Here is a 16,474-nt window from a genome sequence, read left to right on the forward strand (position 1 = left end):
CGTTAAAATACACAATTTATTGCTTTCAAAATTTACCTTGCTCTTGAGGGAAGCGAATGATACAATGAAGCTGGAAAGAAGGGATACTGTGGAAGGATCGGATTATTTTTTAGACTCCGGAGGGTTGAACTTACAGCAGGATATCTGGCACATCTTTGAAACCATCCAAGCGCCGCGTACCTATGCAAAAGGAGAAATGATCTATTTGCAAGGGGAACGGGCGGATTGTCTCTACTATTTGAAAGCAGGGCGGGTAAAAATTTTTCTGACCTCTGAAAATGGGATGGAAAAGACACTGACCATTTTAGAAAGCGGGAAGCTCTTTGGGGAAGCAGCCTTTTTAGACCGCCTGCCGCGCATGTCTTCCGCACGGGCCCAGATCCAATCCGAAATTATCGCCGTAGACCGGCCGCACTTGATGCAATATTTTAGTGAGAAGCCTGCCTTGGCGATGGACTTGCTGGAATATTTAGCGCGCACGGTGCGGATGCTTTCGGCGCAGGTGGATCATATGACCTTCCTTCAAGCAGACCAGCGGATTGCCCAGCTGCTTTTGAACTTGGCGGCTGCGCAAGAGCGGCATACGGTACATTGTACCCATGAGGAACTTGCCGGGCTCGCGGGAGCTTCCCGTGTAACGGTGAGCAAAACTTTGGGGGACTTTGTCCGCCGTGGCTGGATTGCCACGCATTACCGGGAAATCGGGATTTTAAATGGGGAAGCGTTGCGCAGGTTTGCATTTGCTTCGCGCGATAAATAAAAAAGCTGCATGGCAGAATGCCATGCAGCTTTTTTATACCGGTTTGGTTCAAGCAAACGGTTTAGCGTTCCTCCAACGGGACATACTTCCGATGCTCGGAAATGCTCTTATATGCAGGGCGGATGATCTTGCCGACGTTGATCTGCTCCTCCAGCAAGTGCGCGCTCCAGCCTGCGATACGCGCCATAGCGAATACCGGGGTAAAGAGTTCCGACGGCAGGCCGAGCATGTGATAAACAAATCCACTGTAGAAATCGATGTTGGCGCTGACGCCCTTATAGGTTTTGCGCTCTTCTCCAATTACGATCGGCGCGAGACGTTCCACACGGGAATACAGGCCGTATTCGTCGGAGAGTCCCTTTTCTTCCGAAAGCTTTTTGACAAACTTCTTAAAGACGTTGGCGCGCGGGTCGGAAATGGAGTAGACCGCGTGGCCCATGCCATAGATCAAGCCGGACTTATCGAACGCCTGCTTGTTGAGCAGGGCGTGCAGGTAACTGCGGATCTCATCCTCATCTGTCCAATCCTTGATGTTCTTTTTCATGTCCTCGAACATCCTGACGACCTTGATATTGGCGCCGCCGTGTTTCGGCCCTTTCAGGGAGCCAAGTGCAGCGGCGATGACCGAATAGGTGTCCGTACCGGAAGAAGCGACGACGTGCGTTGTAAAGCTCGAATTGTTGCCGCCGCCATGCTCCGCATGCAGCACCAGGGCAAGATCCAGGATGCGGGCTTCCAGATCGGTATACGTATGATCCAGACGCAGCATATAAAGGATATTCTCTGCGATGGAGAGTTCCGGTTGGGGCGCATGGATGAAAAAGCTGTTAGAAGGATGCAGCTCACGGTAGTATGCCTGGTAGCCATAGACAGCCAACTGCGGGAACAGGGCGATCAGTTCGATGCACTGGCGCAGGACGTTGGGGAGGGAGGTGTCGTTCCCCTTCTCGTCGTAGGCATACAGGGTCAATACACTGCGCGCCAAGGTATTCATCATATCGGAGGTCGGCGCCTTCATGATAATATCCCGCACGAAGTTGGTTGGCAAGGTGCGGTATTTGTTCATAATCTGCTTAAAATCGTCCAGCTGCTGCGCATTGGGTAGTTCACCAAACAACAGAAGATAGACGGTTTCCGCAAAGCCAAAACGGTTTTCGCGGAGGAAGCCTGCGACCAGCTCTTCCACGTCGATGCCGCGGTAGTACAGTTTGCCCTCGCAGGGTACCGTTTTTCCGTCCACCACTTTTGAAGAAATAATATCGGAAATTTCCGTCAAGCCGGTCAATACGCCCTTTCCGTTGATATCGCGGAGGCCGCGTTTCACGTCGTATTTTGCATATAGGCTGGTGTCGATGGTACTATGCGATTTACAAAGTTCAGTCAACTCCAAAATCTCCGGCGTAATTTCAAAGAATTCGTTGTTCTCGTTTTTTGCCATTCTGATTCCCCTTTTCCAAGTATGATAATAGGGGGAGACATCGCACGAAACTCCCCCGGGGCGAGACCGGCAGATCCTTCTTTCCCGTCCCACCGGGTTCCTTTTTGCCCAAAACAATTAACTAATATAATTAAGTATATAACATTTCGAATATTTTAGCAAGAATTCTTGTGTTAACGAACTGTGAACTCTGTGCGAAATTGCATAAAATTCACAAAGGATAGGGGAGGAAACACGCAAAAACAATGCAATATAGGTGGTGTTTCTTAAATAAAATATGTATAAAAATTCAATATATACATATGGGCTTAGAGGGCTGTGCCCTTGCAAGGATGATCCGGCTGGATTAAAATAAGAAAAAAAGAGTCCCCTGCGGGGTGGAGAAACGAGGGATTTTCTTGCTGAAAGAATTGTTAAAACAGAACCGAAGTTACCGCGGATTCGATGAAAGCCGCAAAATTACAAGGGAAGAGCTGGAAGACCTGGTGGATTGCACGCGCTATACGCCTTCCAGCGTCAACATGCAGCCGTTCAAATACTATTTGGCCTGTGAGCCTGAGACGGTGGCTAAGATTCAGCCGCTCACAAAATGGGCCCGCGCCTTGCCGCAGATGACCCTGCCGCACCCGGGCCATTGCCCAACAGCCTTTATTGTCATCTGCCAGGATACCAACCTGAATCCGGCGCTCCAGCGGTTTCAGAAGGATGTCGGAATCGTGGCGCAGACCATGCTTCTGGCCGCTGTAGAAAAAGGGCTGGGCGGCTGCATGATCGGCAATTACAATCCGGATGAGGTGAAGCAGGCGCTCAGCCTGGCAGACCACCTGACGCCGGTGCTTTTGGTTGCCTTGGGTAAGCCGGATGAAACCATCGTCCTAACCGAGGTGGGGGAGGACGGTTCCACCGATTATTACCGCGATGAAAACGACGTGCATTATGTCCCCAAGCGCCGCTTGCAGGATATTTTGCTTTGAGGAGGGATGAGGCTTTGGACCGTTCGCCTCTTGTGGTTGGCATTGCGGGAGGAACGGGCTCCGGCAAAACGACGTTGGCCAATAAACTGAAGGCGGCTATCGCGGAAGATGCGCTGATCCTGTCCCACGATTTTTATTATCGTGCAAATACGGAGATCCCGTTCGAAGAGCGGGCCAAAAGGAATTACGACCACCCGGATGCGTTTGATACCGATCAAATGATTACGGATGTAAAAAAGCTCAAAAACTTTCAGGCGGTCGACCATCCGGAATATTCCTTCGTCACGCATTCCCGCACGGAGCATACTGTCCATGTGGAGCCCGCGCCGGTGATTATCCTGGAAGGGATCTTGATCTTTGCGAATGAACAGCTGCGCGATCTGATGGATATCAAGGTGTTTGTCGATGCGGATGCAGATATCCGTTTGATCCGCCGCCTGCTGCGCGATGTGAAAGAGCGGGGACGCAGCATGGATTCTGTGCTTCAGCAGTACACGAGTACGGTAAAACCGATGCATGAGAAGTTTGTCGAACCGAGCAAACGGTATGCGGACATCATCGTCCCGGAAGGCGGGGAAAACCAAGTGGCACTGCATATGCTGGTAGACCGGATACAAGCGCTCCTGCACCATACGACTCTACATGATCTCTGCTGAGAGGCGTTTGCCGGATAAAGTGGCCGAAAGTCCAGTATGCTTGGATTTCCAGGCCGTCTTTTATGGATAGGCTGCTTTATCCTGATGGATATGAAAATTCCCACAGGATAGAAAAGGGAGACCAAATGCGATGCTGTGAAGGAAAGCCATTTGCCCGCTTTTGGATTCCATTGAAAAAACGGCTGGGTTGCAGTAAAATAAAGTTAGATTTATCTATAAAATGCGGCGACTAGGAAAAAAGGAGTGAAAGCAATATGGTGTATAAGACGTTTCAAGATTTGAAATTATCGGCGTTGGGCATGGGCTGTATGCGATTGCCGGTGTTGAACGGCGACGACGCGAAAGTGGATGAAAAGGCCGCCGCTGAGATGGTCGGCTATGCGATGGCGCACGGCGTCAACTACTACGATACCGCTTGGGGCTATCACAGCGGCCAATCGGAGCTTGTCCTTGGCAAGGCTTTGGCGCAATATCCCCGGGAAACGTTCTATCTGGCGGACAAGTTCCCTGGCTATGACCTTTCCAACATGGGCAAGGTCCAGGAGATCTTTGAAGAACAGCTGAAAAAATGCGGCGTGGATTATTTTGATTTCTATCTGTTCCACAATGTCTGCGAGATGAATATCGACGCCTATCTGGACCCGCAGTATGGCATCTTCGAGTATCTGATGGAACAGAAGAAGAACGGCCGCATCCGGCATCTGGGCTTCTCCTGCCATGGGAATCTCCCCGTGTTGAAGCGGTTCCTGGAGGCTTACGGCAGCCACATGGAGTTCTGCCAGCTACAGATCAACTATATAGACTGGACGTTCCAAAACGGCAAGGAAAAGGTGGATTTGCTCAACGAGTACCATATCCCTGTCTGGGTGATGGAGCCGCTGCGCGGCGGACGGCTGGCCCGCCTCTCCGAGCAGGAGGCCGCGCCACTGAAGGCTATGCGTCCGGAGGAGACCATCCCCGCTTGGGCGTTCCGCTTTTTGCAGAGCATCCCGAGCGTGACGATGATTTTGTCCGGTATGTCCGACATGGAACAGATGAAGGCAAACATCGCTACCTTTGCGGAGGAAAAGCCCCTGAGTGCAGGGGAGATGGAGGGCCTGCTGGAGATGGCCCAGGGAATGGTGAGCAAGAGCGCGCTGCCCTGCACAGCCTGCCACTACTGCGTCAGCCACTGCCCGCAGGGGCTTGACATTCCATCGTTGTTGGCGCTGTATAATGAGCATAGTTTTACCGGAGGCGGCTTTATCGCGCCCATGGTGGTCTCCACGATTCCCAAGGAGAAGCAGCCGAGCGCCTGCATTGGATGCCGGAGCTGCGAAGCGGTCTGCCCGCAGCAGTTGAAAATCTCGGAGGCAATGGCCGATTTTGCAGCAAAACTGGGCGCTTGAGATACGGCCCGATCGGATTTCCTTCCGAAAAGAATACAAAGACGGCCGGCAGCGGGACATCCCGTTGCCGGCCGTTTTCCGGCCACATTTTCTTTGTCCCGTTCAGCCCGTTCCCCGAAAAAACTCTAAGGGTGCCAATCGTTTGCCACGTACTTTGCGGGAAAGCGGATGCAGCGGATTTCGTGCGGTGGATTTCAGCGGTTCCAAGTGATTTTATCCCTGGTAATGTCTGAAAGCGTTGCGCAGCCGGTCATTTTCATCACATCGCGCAGCTCCGCGAGGACTTTCTGGGTGTACACCGTTACGCCCTCTGCGCCGCCTCCACAGGCGGCAACCACATAAGGCCGCCCGATCAGGACAGCGTCGGCCCCCAAAGCGAGCGCTTTAAAGACGTCTACGCCGGTGCGGATGGCGCCATCCACGAGAATTTTGACCCGTGTGCCCACGGCGTCCCGGATGGCGGGAAGCATCTCCGCCGGCGCCGGGGTATGGTCCAAAACGCGCCCGCCGTGATTGGACACCACGATGCCATAGGCGCCGGTTTCAACGGCCTTCCTGGCACCCTCCGGCGTCATAATGCCCTTGAGCAGGAACGGGAGTTTGGTGGACGCGAGGATTGCTTTCAATTCGTCTACATCCTTCGAGCAGACCGGTTTCCCGGCGGCAGCTAGGAGAGGGAGTCCGGCAGAGTCGATGTCCATGCAGAGCGCCATTGCGCCAGCTTGCTCGGCCAGATGGATTTTTTCCAGGACCTTCTCCCGGTCCCAGGGTTTTATGGTCGGGACAGCGGCGCCGCCTGCCGCTGCCACGGCGGTGAGCGGGTCGGTAAAATAGTAATCCGCCGCGCCATCCCCGGTGAACGCGGCGCATCCTGCCGCAATCGTCCCGGGCACTAACGCTTCCGCGTAGGTTTTTTCGTTTAAGTAGCCATTATAGTTGTTGGACAGGCCGCTGATGGGTGCGGCAAACACCGGGCCCGCGAACGTTTTATCAAAGAAGGAACAAGAGGTGTCCTGCCCCCGGTCGGTGTAGAGCAAATCCATGTGGATTTTGATGCTTGCCAAATATTCGTAGCTGTGTGTAAAAGAGCTCCCCGTACCCTTGCCGCCGGTTCCCGGGATTTCTCCGCGGCAGGCAATGCCGTTGCATTCGCGGCATACCCGGCAATTCGGGGCCATTGTTTTTCGAGCATTTTCCAAAATTTCGCGATACTCCATGATACATTCCGCCTTTCTTGAGAGAAAGTATACCATATTTTTCACTGGTTTCCAATGCAGAATGGCCGAATGTATCCATGCTTAAAAGGGCGTGGCAATTTTTGCCACGCCCAATGGGTGCGATCTTCTAGGAAAGCGCTTCGTGGGGCTGCAACGTAAAATCGGTGATAACCTCCTTTTCGCTGCCCTCCGGGGAATAGACAAAGCGGTCGATATGTTCCCCTTCATAAAAGTATTTTGGCGGCGCGGGCCGGTAATGATAATCAAAGGTGTCGATGATGACCAATTTCACCTTCATCCGCGCGGGGAGGATGCTCTTTATGTAGACGCTTGCCTGCTGGCCGGGGATGACGTCCTCGCGGCTTTCCGCCAATCCCGCAAGGTTGGGCGATAGCTCCACAAAGATCCCGTATGGTTCCACGGAGCGCACAATCCCGGCGACGGTCTCCCCTGCGGAAAACAGGGCGACGTTTTCCTCCCAGGTGCCGAGCAGCTCCTTGTGGCTCAGAGTGATGCGGCCGTTTTCAATGGACTTCACCACCGCCCGGATGTTCATGCCAACGGTAAACCGTTCGCGGGGATGATCGATGCGGGAGACCGAAATGGCGTCGATGGGAAGCAGGGAGACAATTCCGCAGCCAATGTCTGCAAATGCCCCGAAGTTTTCCAAATGGGTGATCTGGGCGTTGATGATGTCGCCCGGGACCAGGCGGCGGATGAACGCCTCCCGGCATTTTTCCTGCGCGGCCCTGCGGGAAAGCAGCGCGGTTGTGCGGCCGTCCCCATCCTTCTGAAAGCCGGTCACAACGAAGCAGACGGGCCGGTTTACGCGGGAGATGATGGCGATGTCGCGCACCGTGCCTTCGCGAATCCCAAGGGCCCCCTCATCGCGCGGGATAATCCCTTTGACACACCCCAAATCGACGAGCAGGTTGTGCGAACTGTCGCATACCAGCGCGCGCCCCTCCAAAATTTGACCCGTACGGCAGGCTTCGATCAGTGCAGCGGTGCTTTGCAGTGCGGCGCGGTTTTCTGCCGTATCGATCAGCCAGCCCTCGGGATAGTATTCAACCATTTTGAACCCTCCTTATCTCTTACATGGTTATCTATATGCGTTTTCGAGCGATGGCATTCGTTCGGAAGGGGGCTGCAGGCAGTTTTCTTTGTGCATTTCCGCAGGGTGCCGGCCGCAAAAGTGATTTTTTTGTGAATTTCCGACGGCTTATCTTGCATATTTACCGAGAATATACTATGATTGTCATGTTGTCCCATCCAAAAGGGAAAATCTGATTGTGAAGAAAGAGAGAGTTTTGAACATGAACAATAAGAGACGTAGAGTAATCAGCGCACTGTTGGCGTGCGCATTGATTGTTTCCCTGACAGCCTGTTCCGGGGATACGGATACTTCTTCGGAGGAGACCAGCAGCGCTTCCCAGACCGAGTCTGCCACATCTTCAGAGGCTTCAACGGAAACGGTGGAGATCCCGGCGGACGCGGAGGACCATGTACGCCCCGATGACGGCAAAGAGGTCGGGTATCAGCTGGAGAAGCCCGCGGACGGCGAAGAGATCGCCGTGCTGCACACCTCGATGGGGGATATCCGGATCCGCCTGTTCCCGGACGCAGCGCCCAAAGCGGTGGAGAATTTCAAGGGCCTGATCAACGATGGCTATTACAATGGGATTGTATTCCACCGTGTCATTGATAACTTCATGATCCAAGGCGGCGACCCGACGGCCACCGGAAGCGGCGGCGAGAGCATCTGGGGCGAGCCGTTTGAGGATGAATTCAATACGAACCTCATCAATCTGCGCGGCGCGCTTTCCATGGCAAATTCCGGCGTGGACACCAACGGCAGCCAGTTTTTTATTGTGCAGTGCAAGGATACCGTCACGGATGATACAGCGGAATCCATGATGACCACCATGTATATGAACCGTGAAACCTGCAAGGCGACGCTGATGCTGAACGAGAAGGCGGCTTCCGGCGCAAGCCAGGAGGAGATGAACGCCTACGTTGACGGGCTCAATAACACGCTGAACCAGGAATATATGAATGGAGTTCCGGAGGATCAGAAAGCGGTCCTGCAAAAGGCGATTGACCTTTATAAGGAAGTCGGCGGCACGCCGCACCTCGACTACAAGCACACGGTATTCGGCCAGGTGTTTGAAGAGGATATGGCCGTTGTTGACCAGATTGCTGCGGTGGAAACGGATGAAAACGATAAGCCGACAACGGATGTGACCATTGAAAGCGCGGAGATCACCACTTACCACGCGGAGTAATGCGCTTTTCCCCAACGACTAAGGAGAGAAAATCACCATGAATGAGAACAATCAGCCAAACCAGCCGGGGGGGCAGGAGGGGCAGCAAACCCCTCCAACGCCGCAGCCGCCCTATCAGCCGCCCTACGGTTCTCAGCCGCCTTATAATGGGCAAACGCCCCCGCCGTACCAGTCCCCCTATGAGAAGCCAGGGCAGCCGCCCTATCAGCCGCCTTATGGCGGGTATCCGCCGCCAGAGCCGCCCAAAACGCGGGCGCCCCTCAATCCGGAGACGATCAAATTGTTCAATATCTTGTCCTATTTTAGCTTCCTATGGCTGGTGGGGCTGATCGCCGATGGGCATAATCCAAAGGTGCGCTATCATGTGAATCAGGGGATCCTCCTCACCATCTTTGAGGTGGTACTGGGGCTGGTGGTCAGCTTGCTCAGCAGCCTGTTTACGTCCCTATTTTCTGTGGCGCTGGGCGGGGTTATGGTCTTTGCGCAGCTGGGAAGCACCCTTGTTGGGCTGGTCCAACTGGCGCAGTTTGGAGCGGTTGCCGCTTTGATTATTGTCGGCGTTATGCATGCCGTGCAGGACCGGGAAGAGCCGTTGCCCTTGATCGGTTCCCTGTTTACCATACTAAAATAAGCCCTTGCATTATTTGGACAAAATAGCGGGAGAATTTCCCCAAGATTTCTACTTATAAAATATCGCCTATTGCATTGACAAATCGATGTGGTAGGCGATATAATTTTTTATGTTTTTGCAAGAACGGTTAAAGAAAGTTGCATAAAATGCGCAGAAAGTGAATAAAAAAGAGGAATTCTGAAAGATTTTGTTTGGGATTCCGCATAGGAGGGAGAATATGTCCGTAAAGTATATTTTTGTCACAGGAGGCGTTGTCTCCGGTTTGGGGAAGGGGATCACAGCGGCTTCCCTGGGGAGGCTATTAAAAGCGCGCGGCCTGCGCGTGACCATGCAGAAATTTGACCCGTATTTGAATGTGGACCCTGGAACCATGAACCCGTTCCAGCATGGCGAGGTATTCGTCACGGATGATGGTGCGGAGACGGATCTGGATTTGGGGCACTATGAGCGCTTCATCGACGAAAATCTGTCGCAAAACAGCAACGTGACGTCGGGCCGCGTCTACTGGAATGTAATCCAGAAGGAGCGCAACGGCGACTATGGCGGCGGAACGGTACAGGTGATCCCTCATATCACAAATGAAATTAAGGCGCGCATTTCCGCGGGAAAGGAAAACGTGGATGTTGCGCTGATCGAGGTCGGCGGGACAGTGGGCGACATTGAAAGCCTGCCGTTTTTAGAGGCGATCCGCCAGTTTGCGGTCGAGGTGGGCCGTGCCAACTGCCTGTTTATCCATGTGACGTTGGTCCCGTATATCGCCTGCTCCCATGAGCAAAAGACAAAGCCCACGCAGCACAGCGTGAAAGAGCTTTTGAGCTTGGGCATCCAGCCGGATGTGATCGTCCTGCGCTCGGAGAAGCCGGTAGGGGAGGAGCAGAAGAAAAAGATTGCCCTGTTCTGCAATGTGCGCGAGGATTGCGTCATTGAAAACCTGGACCTGCCGCTTTTGTATGCTGTCCCTCTGGCTTTGCGGGACGAACGGCTGGACGATATTGTCTGCCGCCACTTTGGTTTGGATACGAACGGGCCTGATTTGGGCGAATGGATCTCCATGGTGGATACCGCGATGAACCTGAAATCCGAGGTGACCATCGCGCTGGTAGGAAAGTACATCGAATTGCACGACGCCTATCTCAGCGTGGCGGAAGCGCTCACCCATGGCGGCATTGGAAACGAAGTGAAGGTGAAGATCCAATGGGTGGACTCCGAGAAGATTACGTTTGCAAACGTGGCGGAAGTCCTCGGGGACGCCGACGGCATTTTGGTCCCCGGAGGCTTTGGACAGCGCGGCGTGGAAGGGAAAATTGAGGCGATCCGGTATGCGCGCGAGCAGAAAATCCCATTTTTGGGCATCTGCTTGGGGATGCAGCTGGCTGTGGTGGAATATGCGCGGCATGTGCTTGGCTATGCCGATGCGAATTCCGTGGAATTTGATCCCCAGACCCAGCACCCGGTGATCGATTTGATGCCGGAGCAAAAGGATGTGGTGCAGTTGGGAGGCACCATGCGCTTGGGAAAATATCCCTGCAAGCTGGAAGAGGGTTCGAAAGCGGCTGCTCTGTATGGGGAGCCATTGATTGAGGAACGGCACCGCCATCGCTTTGAGGTGAACAACGATTTCCGGGAAGTTTTGGAAGAGGCTGGCGTATGCTTTTCCGGGAAATCGCCGGACGGCCGGATCGTCGAGATGATGGAATTGCCGGATCATCCCTGGTTTATCGCAGCCCAGTTCCATCCGGAGTTTAAATCCCGCCCGAACCGCCCGCATCCCCTTTTTAAGGGGCTGATTGCCGCGGCAAAACAACGCCGGGAAAAGAAATAAATATAGAATATTTGGGAAGCCTGATTTTTCAAAAAAATCAGGCTTCTATGTATTTTACGACCAGGAACCATTTCCCAAAAAGATTTCCAAATTTCGGGATTTTTGAATTGACAAGGAAAATGGAAGGTGCTATCCTAAAGAAGAGTTTTCCGGGAAACGATACCCTTTTGTTAGCTTCTGCTAACTTGCGTTTAACTGCACGGCAAGTGCTGCTTTCAGCAGTTAGATTCGACTAAGAATACGCAAATAGGAAACAAAAGAGATCGAATGAAGGGAAGACGCAACATGAGAAAGAACGGAAAACGATTGGTACTGTCCGTTGGGGCAGTATTGACAGCCCTGTGTATTACGGCGGGCGTTACGATGGCTTGGTTCAACGACACAGAACCGCTTGCAACAAATTTCAGTGCGGGAAAGCTGGATATTACGGTCACACCGGATCAGGCGGAGCCGGACGAGCAAAAGATCGATTTTGAGAACCTCCGTCCAATGACCGAGGAGGCATTTGCAGAAGAGCTGGCCGAAGCCGATGGGAACATCGTCAACGCAAATACAGAGGGATATTCCCCGGTACCGGTTTATTTCCATCCGGTGACGGTCCGCAATGAGGGAACCCTGCCAGCGCAGGTTTTGTTCCAGATGGTGGACGATGGGCCGGACGGGAAAGTTGATGTGGACGAGATCACAGTGGAAAATGTGACGGTTAACGGCGATGTCTACGGCGAAAAAGTCACCCAGACCGGCGAACAGGTAGCTTGCGATGCGTCAAATTATATTTTGAAGGACAAACTGAAAATTTTTGTCTATCAGAAGAACAGTGAAGGCAATTGGGAGAAGGTCCCAAATGTAAACCTCAACGAAGCGTCACTGGAAGAGGGCGAGACGGCCGCATTCCAGCCGTTTACCTCGGAAGAGCCGCTGCCGGCCGGTTCCGAAAATGAAGAACAGTTCCTGATCGCCGGTTACCTGCCGGAGGATGCGGGAAACGCATACCAAGCAAAGCATTATCACGGCGTGCTGTTGGTCTATGCCGGCCAGGTGGACGAGGATGCGGAATGGGGCCCGGCGGAGCCGGAGAAGCTCGCTGCTCCGACCGTCTATGGAGAGCCGGAAAAGGCGTTCTACAGTGACTATTATACCATCTCCTTCCAGGAGGATTTTGACACAGTCGATGCATGGAAGGCCGCTGTGCAGAGAGTCACAGTCAATGGGGTGGAGTATTCCAAAACAGATTACATCACCTTCGATTCCAATCAAACCTACCAGCTGCCCCTTGCAGACAATGAGATCCGCATCGGAAGCGGGAGCTTCCAGTCCGGCACGACCTATCATGTGGTGGTCGAGGCAGAGGGCTATGAGAACTTCACCTGCGACATTGTTGCAGAATAAAACACCGATCCTATAGCCAATGCGGCTATGCGCCCGGCAACCCTGCCGGGCGCGTACGGTATCAGCGGCAGTTTATCCGGCGCAGGGCTTTTATAAAACATTCCTTTGGTATTTTATAGAGGCTATTCTGGAAAGACGATAAGCAAAAGGACCCGTATTGATACGGGTCCTTTTGCTTATCTGCGGTAGATTGGGTCAGCTCTTTTTAAAGACCCCAATTCCCAATAGGCCGGGGCCTGTATGGACACCCAGGGCGGGGCTGATCTGCCCCATTACGGTGATTTTTCCTTTGGGAATCCGTTTCCGGAGCTCTGCACGGATGAGTTCTGCCTCTTCCGGGGCGCCGCCGTGCATAATCGCCAATTCTACTTCATCATCGCCGGCCGTTTGCTGTGCAAGGGTTTCGATTTTGTGGATGGACTGCATCCGTCCAAGCGCCTTCCCGACCGTATAATAGATCCCATCTGCATTGCAGGAGATCACCGGCTTTAAGTTGAGCGCCGTTCCAAATGCTGCCGCAACCAAGCCGATCCGTCCACCCTTCTGCAAATATTCCAAGGTTTTCACACAGAAAAAGACGCGGCTGTTGGGGAGCTCTGCGGGCATCTTTTGCAGCAATTCTTCCCAGCCCATTCCCTGCTCCAGATACTGTGCCGCCCGCAAAGCGAAAAAACCGCTTCCGATGGAAATGTTTTTGGTATCCAGGACAAAGCATTCCAGCCCCTCGTAGGCGTCGCCGAGGATTTTCATCACATTGCAGGTGCCGCTCAGCCCACTGGAAATGCATACGACCAAAACCTTTTCATACCCGTCCGCTTTGATGCGGTCAAAGACGCTTTGAATCATCGCTCCGTCCGGCAGGGACGTTTTCGGGACCTCCACCGGAAGCATGGCATACACCGTGTTTGCGCTGATGTTTACGCCGTCGAGATATTCCCGGTCCTTATATAAAATGCGCAAAGGGATCTGATAGATCCCGTATCTTTCCAAAAGTGCCTTGGGAATGTCCCCGCCGGAATCTGTTAAAACCGCTACTTTGTCTTTATTCATAGCAATAACCTTTCTGTTCAATGATATGTAATGATAAGCACGCTATTATCTGATTTTAATAACAAGATTATAACGTGCTTGTATAGAAAAGTCAATGAACAGATTGTGAACCTTGATACGGCGCAAAATATGCCTGCGTATAGATCTCCTCAATTTCGCTGATGAGCGGATACCGCGGGTTTGCTGTGGTACACTGGTCCTCGTGCGCACGTTCTGCAAGCGCGGGCAGGCGGTCAAAGAAAAGCTTTTCGTCCACGCCGCATTCCTTGATACTCGTGGGGCAGTCCAGCTCCTGCTCTAAGCGGTAGACCGCTTTGATCAGGTTTTGGACGCTTTCTTCTGTAGTATGGCCGCCACATCCGATGAATGCGGCGATTTTTGCATATTTTTTGTCTGCAATAAAGGTTTCGTATTTGGGGAAAGCCGTAAACTTGGTGGGCTTTTGGGCGTTGTAAGCGATCACATAGGGAAGGATCACCGCGTTGGCGCGGCCGTGCGGGATGTGGAATTCCCCGCCCAGCTTGTGCGCCATGGAGTGATTTAAGCCCAAGAAAGCGTTGGTGAACGCCATGCCCGCAATGCAGGAGGCGTTGTGCATCTTTTCGCGCGCCACCGGGTCGGCAGCGCCGTTCTTGTAAGCGCGCGGCAGATATTCAAACACCATGCCGATCGCCTGCAGCGCTAAGCCGTCCGTGTAGTCGCTCGCCATGACGGAGACATAGGCTTCAATCGCGTGGGTGAGTACATCCAGGCCCGTGTCCCGGGTGGCTGCCTTGGGCAGGTTCCAGACAAACTGCGGGTCGATGATAGCGACATCTGGACGAACGGCGTAATCGGCGAGCGGATATTTGACGTTCCCGTTCTGCCGGTCGGTGATCACTGTAAAGGCCGTCACCTCGCTGCCTGTGCCGGAGGTGGTCGGAATGGCCACCAGCTTGGCCTTTTCGCCCAGGCGTGGGAATTTGTAGGCGCGCTTGCGAATGTCCAGGAATTTCAGCCGCAGGCCGTCAAAGGAGGCCTCCGGATGCTCGTAGAACAGCCACATGCCCTTTGCCGCGTCGATGGCGGAACCGCCTCCGAGCGCGATGATAACATCGGGCTGGAAGGCGCGCATGGCCTCCACACCCCTGCGGATGGTGGATACATCGGGATCGGGTTCGACATCGGAATAAATCTCAGAATGACAATAGACCGGCCGCTTGCGCAGGAAGTACAGGATGCGATCCACGTAGCCCAGCTTTACCATTGTGGCATCGGTCACAATGAAGGCGCGCTCGATATCCGGCATTTTCTCCAGATATTGGATCGAATCCTCTTCAAAGTAAATCTGCGGCGGTATTTTAAACCACTGCATGTTGACCCTCCTCTGTGCGATGCGCTTGCGGTTGATGAGGTTGACGGACGACACATTGGATGTGGTGGAATTGTGCCCATAGGAGCCGCAACCAAGCGTCAGGGAGGGGGTGTTTGTGTTGTAGATGTCGCCGATTGCCCCCTGGGAGGACGGCGAATTGGAGATGACGCGCCCGACCTTCATCTCTTTTCCATAGGCTTTGATGAGATCCGGATTGGTGGAGTGGATGACCGCCGAATGCCCCAAGCCGCCGAGTTCCAGCATCTTCTTGGCCATTGCAAAGCCTTCGCCGTGGCCTTTGACGGTAAAGTAAGCCAGTACAGGCGAGAGCTTTTCACGCGAAAGCGGATATTGGGGCCCTACGTCTTCCAGAGGGGCAATCAGGATCTTGGTCTTATCCGGGACTTGAATTCCGCTCTGCTCCGCAATCCAGCAGGCGGGCTTGCCGACAACGTCCGGATTGACCGCCTGCGTCTGTGGGTTGATGACAAAATGGGAGACCTTTTCGATTTCCTCCCCTTGCAGGAAATAGCAGTTGTTTGCTTTCATAATGCGTTCGAATTCGTCCGCAATCTCTTCGTCCACAATGACGGCCTGCTCGGAGGCGCAGATCATGCCGTTGTCAAAGGTCTTGGAGAGCATCAGATCCGTGCAGGCTCGTTCCAACCGGGCGGTCTTTTCGATATAGCAGGGGACGTTTCCGGGTCCAACGCCCAGCGCCGGCTTTCCCGTGCTGTAGGCCGCGCGGACCATGCCGCTGCCGCCGGTCGCCAAAACCAGGGATACGCCCGGATGGTTCATCAGCGCGTTGGTGGCCGCGATCGACGGCGCAGTGATCCACTGGATGCAGTCCGCCGGGGCCCCGGCCTTGACCGCCGCATCGCGCATCACCCGGGCCGCCTCGACGGAGGACTTCTGCGCGCTGGGATGGAACCCAAAGATGATGGGATTGCGCGTCTTCATACAGATCAGCGATTTGAACAGGGTGGTGGAGGTGGGATTGGTCACCGGGGTGACGCCGGCGACGACCCCCACCGGTTCGGCCACCTCCACATAGTCCTCCAGCTCGTTTTCTTCTATGATGCCGACCGTCTTCTGGCCTTTGATGGAGTGCCAGATGTATTCGGTGGCAAAAATATTTTTGATGATTTTGTCTTCCACAACGCCGCGCCCGGTCTCCTCATAGGCGAGCTTTGCCAGGCGCACGTGTTGATCCAGACCCGCCAGCGCCATGGCGTGGACAATGTTGTCCACCTGCTCCTGATCCATGTCCATAAAGGCAAGCAAGGCTTTTTGGGCCCGCTGCACCAGCTCATCGATCATCCCTTGGGCGTCCATTGCGGCATCTGCCGCGGCTTCGCGTGCATGCGCTTCTACGGCAACATCGGTCTCCGATTCCGGGATTCCCGCCCTTTTTACCACGGGAACCTTCTTTGCTTTCTCGTCAGGCATCCTATTTTCCTCCCACTTTGTATTTGCTGGTAGTATCTCCGGACGGGGGAAAAATATG

General features: G+C 53.7%; 13 protein-coding genes. 8 read left to right on the top strand and 5 right to left on the bottom strand.

Translation table 11 applies throughout. From position 1 onward, the window contains the following. Nucleotides 1–64: 64 nt before the first annotated feature. Nucleotides 65–760: a Crp/Fnr family transcriptional regulator gene (locus B5F54_RS03745; protein ID WP_087230713.1), complete on the top strand. Its 696-nt coding sequence runs from the start codon at nt 65–67 to the stop codon at nt 758–760. A 61-nt stretch (nt 761–821) separates the two neighbouring features. Here the strand turns inward: B5F54_RS03745 and B5F54_RS03750 are convergent, their stop codons facing one another. Then, a complete protein-coding gene (locus B5F54_RS03750) occupies nt 822–2,198 on the bottom strand; it encodes a citrate/2-methylcitrate synthase (protein ID WP_087230716.1) in 1,377 nt (458 codons plus the stop codon). Between the two features lie 398 nt (nt 2,199–2,596). Between B5F54_RS03750 and B5F54_RS03755 the strand changes: the two genes are divergently transcribed. The 3 genes from B5F54_RS03755 to B5F54_RS03765 all read left to right on the top strand — a co-directional run bounded on the left by B5F54_RS03755 (nt 2,597) and on the right by B5F54_RS03765 (nt 5,216). Then, a complete protein-coding gene (locus B5F54_RS03755) occupies nt 2,597–3,172 on the top strand; it encodes a nitroreductase family protein (RefSeq protein ID WP_087230719.1) in 576 nt (191 codons plus the stop codon). A gap of 14 nt (nt 3,173–3,186) precedes the next feature. Continuing rightward, complete coding sequence (gene udk / locus B5F54_RS03760) at nt 3,187–3,828, top strand: uridine kinase (protein WP_087230722.1); 642 nt, start codon at nt 3,187–3,189, stop codon at nt 3,826–3,828. A 254-nt stretch (nt 3,829–4,082) separates the two neighbouring features. Next, complete coding sequence (locus tag B5F54_RS03765; RefSeq protein ID WP_087230725.1) at nt 4,083–5,216, top strand: aldo/keto reductase; 1,134 nt, start codon at nt 4,083–4,085, stop codon at nt 5,214–5,216. A gap of 194 nt (nt 5,217–5,410) precedes the next feature. On the opposite strand, the gene B5F54_RS03770 is transcribed toward B5F54_RS03765, so the two are convergent. Then, entirely contained in the window at nt 5,411–6,433 is a 1,023-nt protein-coding gene (locus B5F54_RS03770) for an alpha-hydroxy-acid oxidizing protein (protein WP_087230728.1), read from the bottom strand. A gap of 127 nt (nt 6,434–6,560) precedes the next feature. Then, on the bottom strand, nt 6,561–7,508 hold the full coding sequence (locus B5F54_RS03775) for a S1 RNA-binding domain-containing protein (RefSeq protein ID WP_087230732.1): 948 nt from the start codon (nt 7,506–7,508) through the stop codon (nt 6,561–6,563). Between the two features lie 241 nt (nt 7,509–7,749). Between B5F54_RS03775 and B5F54_RS03780 the strand changes: the two genes are divergently transcribed. The 4 genes from B5F54_RS03780 (at nt 7,750) to B5F54_RS03795 (ending at nt 12,560) form a co-directional block, all read left to right on the top strand. Beyond that, complete coding sequence (locus tag B5F54_RS03780; protein WP_087230735.1) at nt 7,750–8,718, top strand: peptidylprolyl isomerase; 969 nt, start codon at nt 7,750–7,752, stop codon at nt 8,716–8,718. Nucleotides 8,719–8,755: 37 nt separating this feature from the next. Continuing rightward, complete coding sequence (locus B5F54_RS03785; protein ID WP_087230738.1) at nt 8,756–9,349, top strand: hypothetical protein; 594 nt, start codon at nt 8,756–8,758, stop codon at nt 9,347–9,349. 217 nt (nt 9,350–9,566) lie between these two features. Next, the gene (locus B5F54_RS03790; RefSeq protein ID WP_087230741.1) at nt 9,567–11,171 is read left to right on the top strand and encodes a CTP synthase; all 1,605 of its coding nucleotides are present in this window, start codon (nt 9,567–9,569) and stop codon (nt 11,169–11,171) included. Nucleotides 11,172–11,456: 285 nt separating this feature from the next. Further along, nucleotides 11,457–12,560: a TasA family protein gene (locus B5F54_RS03795; RefSeq protein WP_172749541.1), complete on the top strand. Its 1,104-nt coding sequence runs from the start codon at nt 11,457–11,459 to the stop codon at nt 12,558–12,560. 195 nt (nt 12,561–12,755) lie between these two features. Here the strand turns inward: B5F54_RS03795 and B5F54_RS03800 are convergent, their stop codons facing one another. Both B5F54_RS03800 and adhE read right to left on the bottom strand, forming a co-directional pair. Continuing rightward, nucleotides 12,756–13,610, bottom strand: a complete 855-nt coding sequence (locus B5F54_RS03800) for a DegV family protein (RefSeq protein ID WP_087230745.1) — start codon at nt 13,608–13,610, stop codon at nt 12,756–12,758. Between the two features lie 91 nt (nt 13,611–13,701). After that, nucleotides 13,702–16,416: a bifunctional acetaldehyde-CoA/alcohol dehydrogenase gene (adhE, locus tag B5F54_RS03805; RefSeq protein ID WP_087230747.1), complete on the bottom strand. Its 2,715-nt coding sequence runs from the start codon at nt 16,414–16,416 to the stop codon at nt 13,702–13,704. Between the last annotated feature and the right edge of the window lie 58 nt (nt 16,417–16,474).

The sequence above is a fragment of the Anaeromassilibacillus sp. An250 genome (genome assembly GCF_002159845.1).
GTDB classification, from domain to species: domain Bacteria; phylum Bacillota; class Clostridia; order Oscillospirales; family Acutalibacteraceae; genus Anaeromassilibacillus; species Anaeromassilibacillus stercoravium.

Coding starts and splice junctions, on each gene's coding strand:
- B5F54_RS03745 (WP_087230713.1), top strand. CDS start 65: ATGAAGCTGGAAAGAAGGGATACTGTGGAAGGATCGGATTATTTTTTA.
- B5F54_RS03750 (WP_087230716.1), bottom strand. CDS start 2,198: ATGGCAAAAAACGAGAACAACGAATTCTTTGAAATTACGCCGGAGATT.
- B5F54_RS03765 (WP_087230725.1), top strand. CDS start 4,083: ATGGTGTATAAGACGTTTCAAGATTTGAAATTATCGGCGTTGGGCATG.
- B5F54_RS03770 (WP_087230728.1), bottom strand. CDS start 6,433: ATGGAGTATCGCGAAATTTTGGAAAATGCTCGAAAAACAATGGCCCCG.
- B5F54_RS03775 (WP_087230732.1), bottom strand. CDS start 7,508: ATGGTTGAATACTATCCCGAGGGCTGGCTGATCGATACGGCAGAAAAC.
- B5F54_RS03780 (WP_087230735.1), top strand. CDS start 7,750: ATGAACAATAAGAGACGTAGAGTAATCAGCGCACTGTTGGCGTGCGCA.
- B5F54_RS03785 (WP_087230738.1), top strand. CDS start 8,756: ATGAATGAGAACAATCAGCCAAACCAGCCGGGGGGGCAGGAGGGGCAG.
- B5F54_RS03790 (WP_087230741.1), top strand. CDS start 9,567: ATGTCCGTAAAGTATATTTTTGTCACAGGAGGCGTTGTCTCCGGTTTG.
- B5F54_RS03795 (WP_172749541.1), top strand. CDS start 11,457: ATGAGAAAGAACGGAAAACGATTGGTACTGTCCGTTGGGGCAGTATTG.
- B5F54_RS03800 (WP_087230745.1), bottom strand. CDS start 13,610: ATGAATAAAGACAAAGTAGCGGTTTTAACAGATTCCGGCGGGGACATT.
- adhE (WP_087230747.1), bottom strand. CDS start 16,416: ATGCCTGACGAGAAAGCAAAGAAGGTTCCCGTGGTAAAAAGGGCGGGA.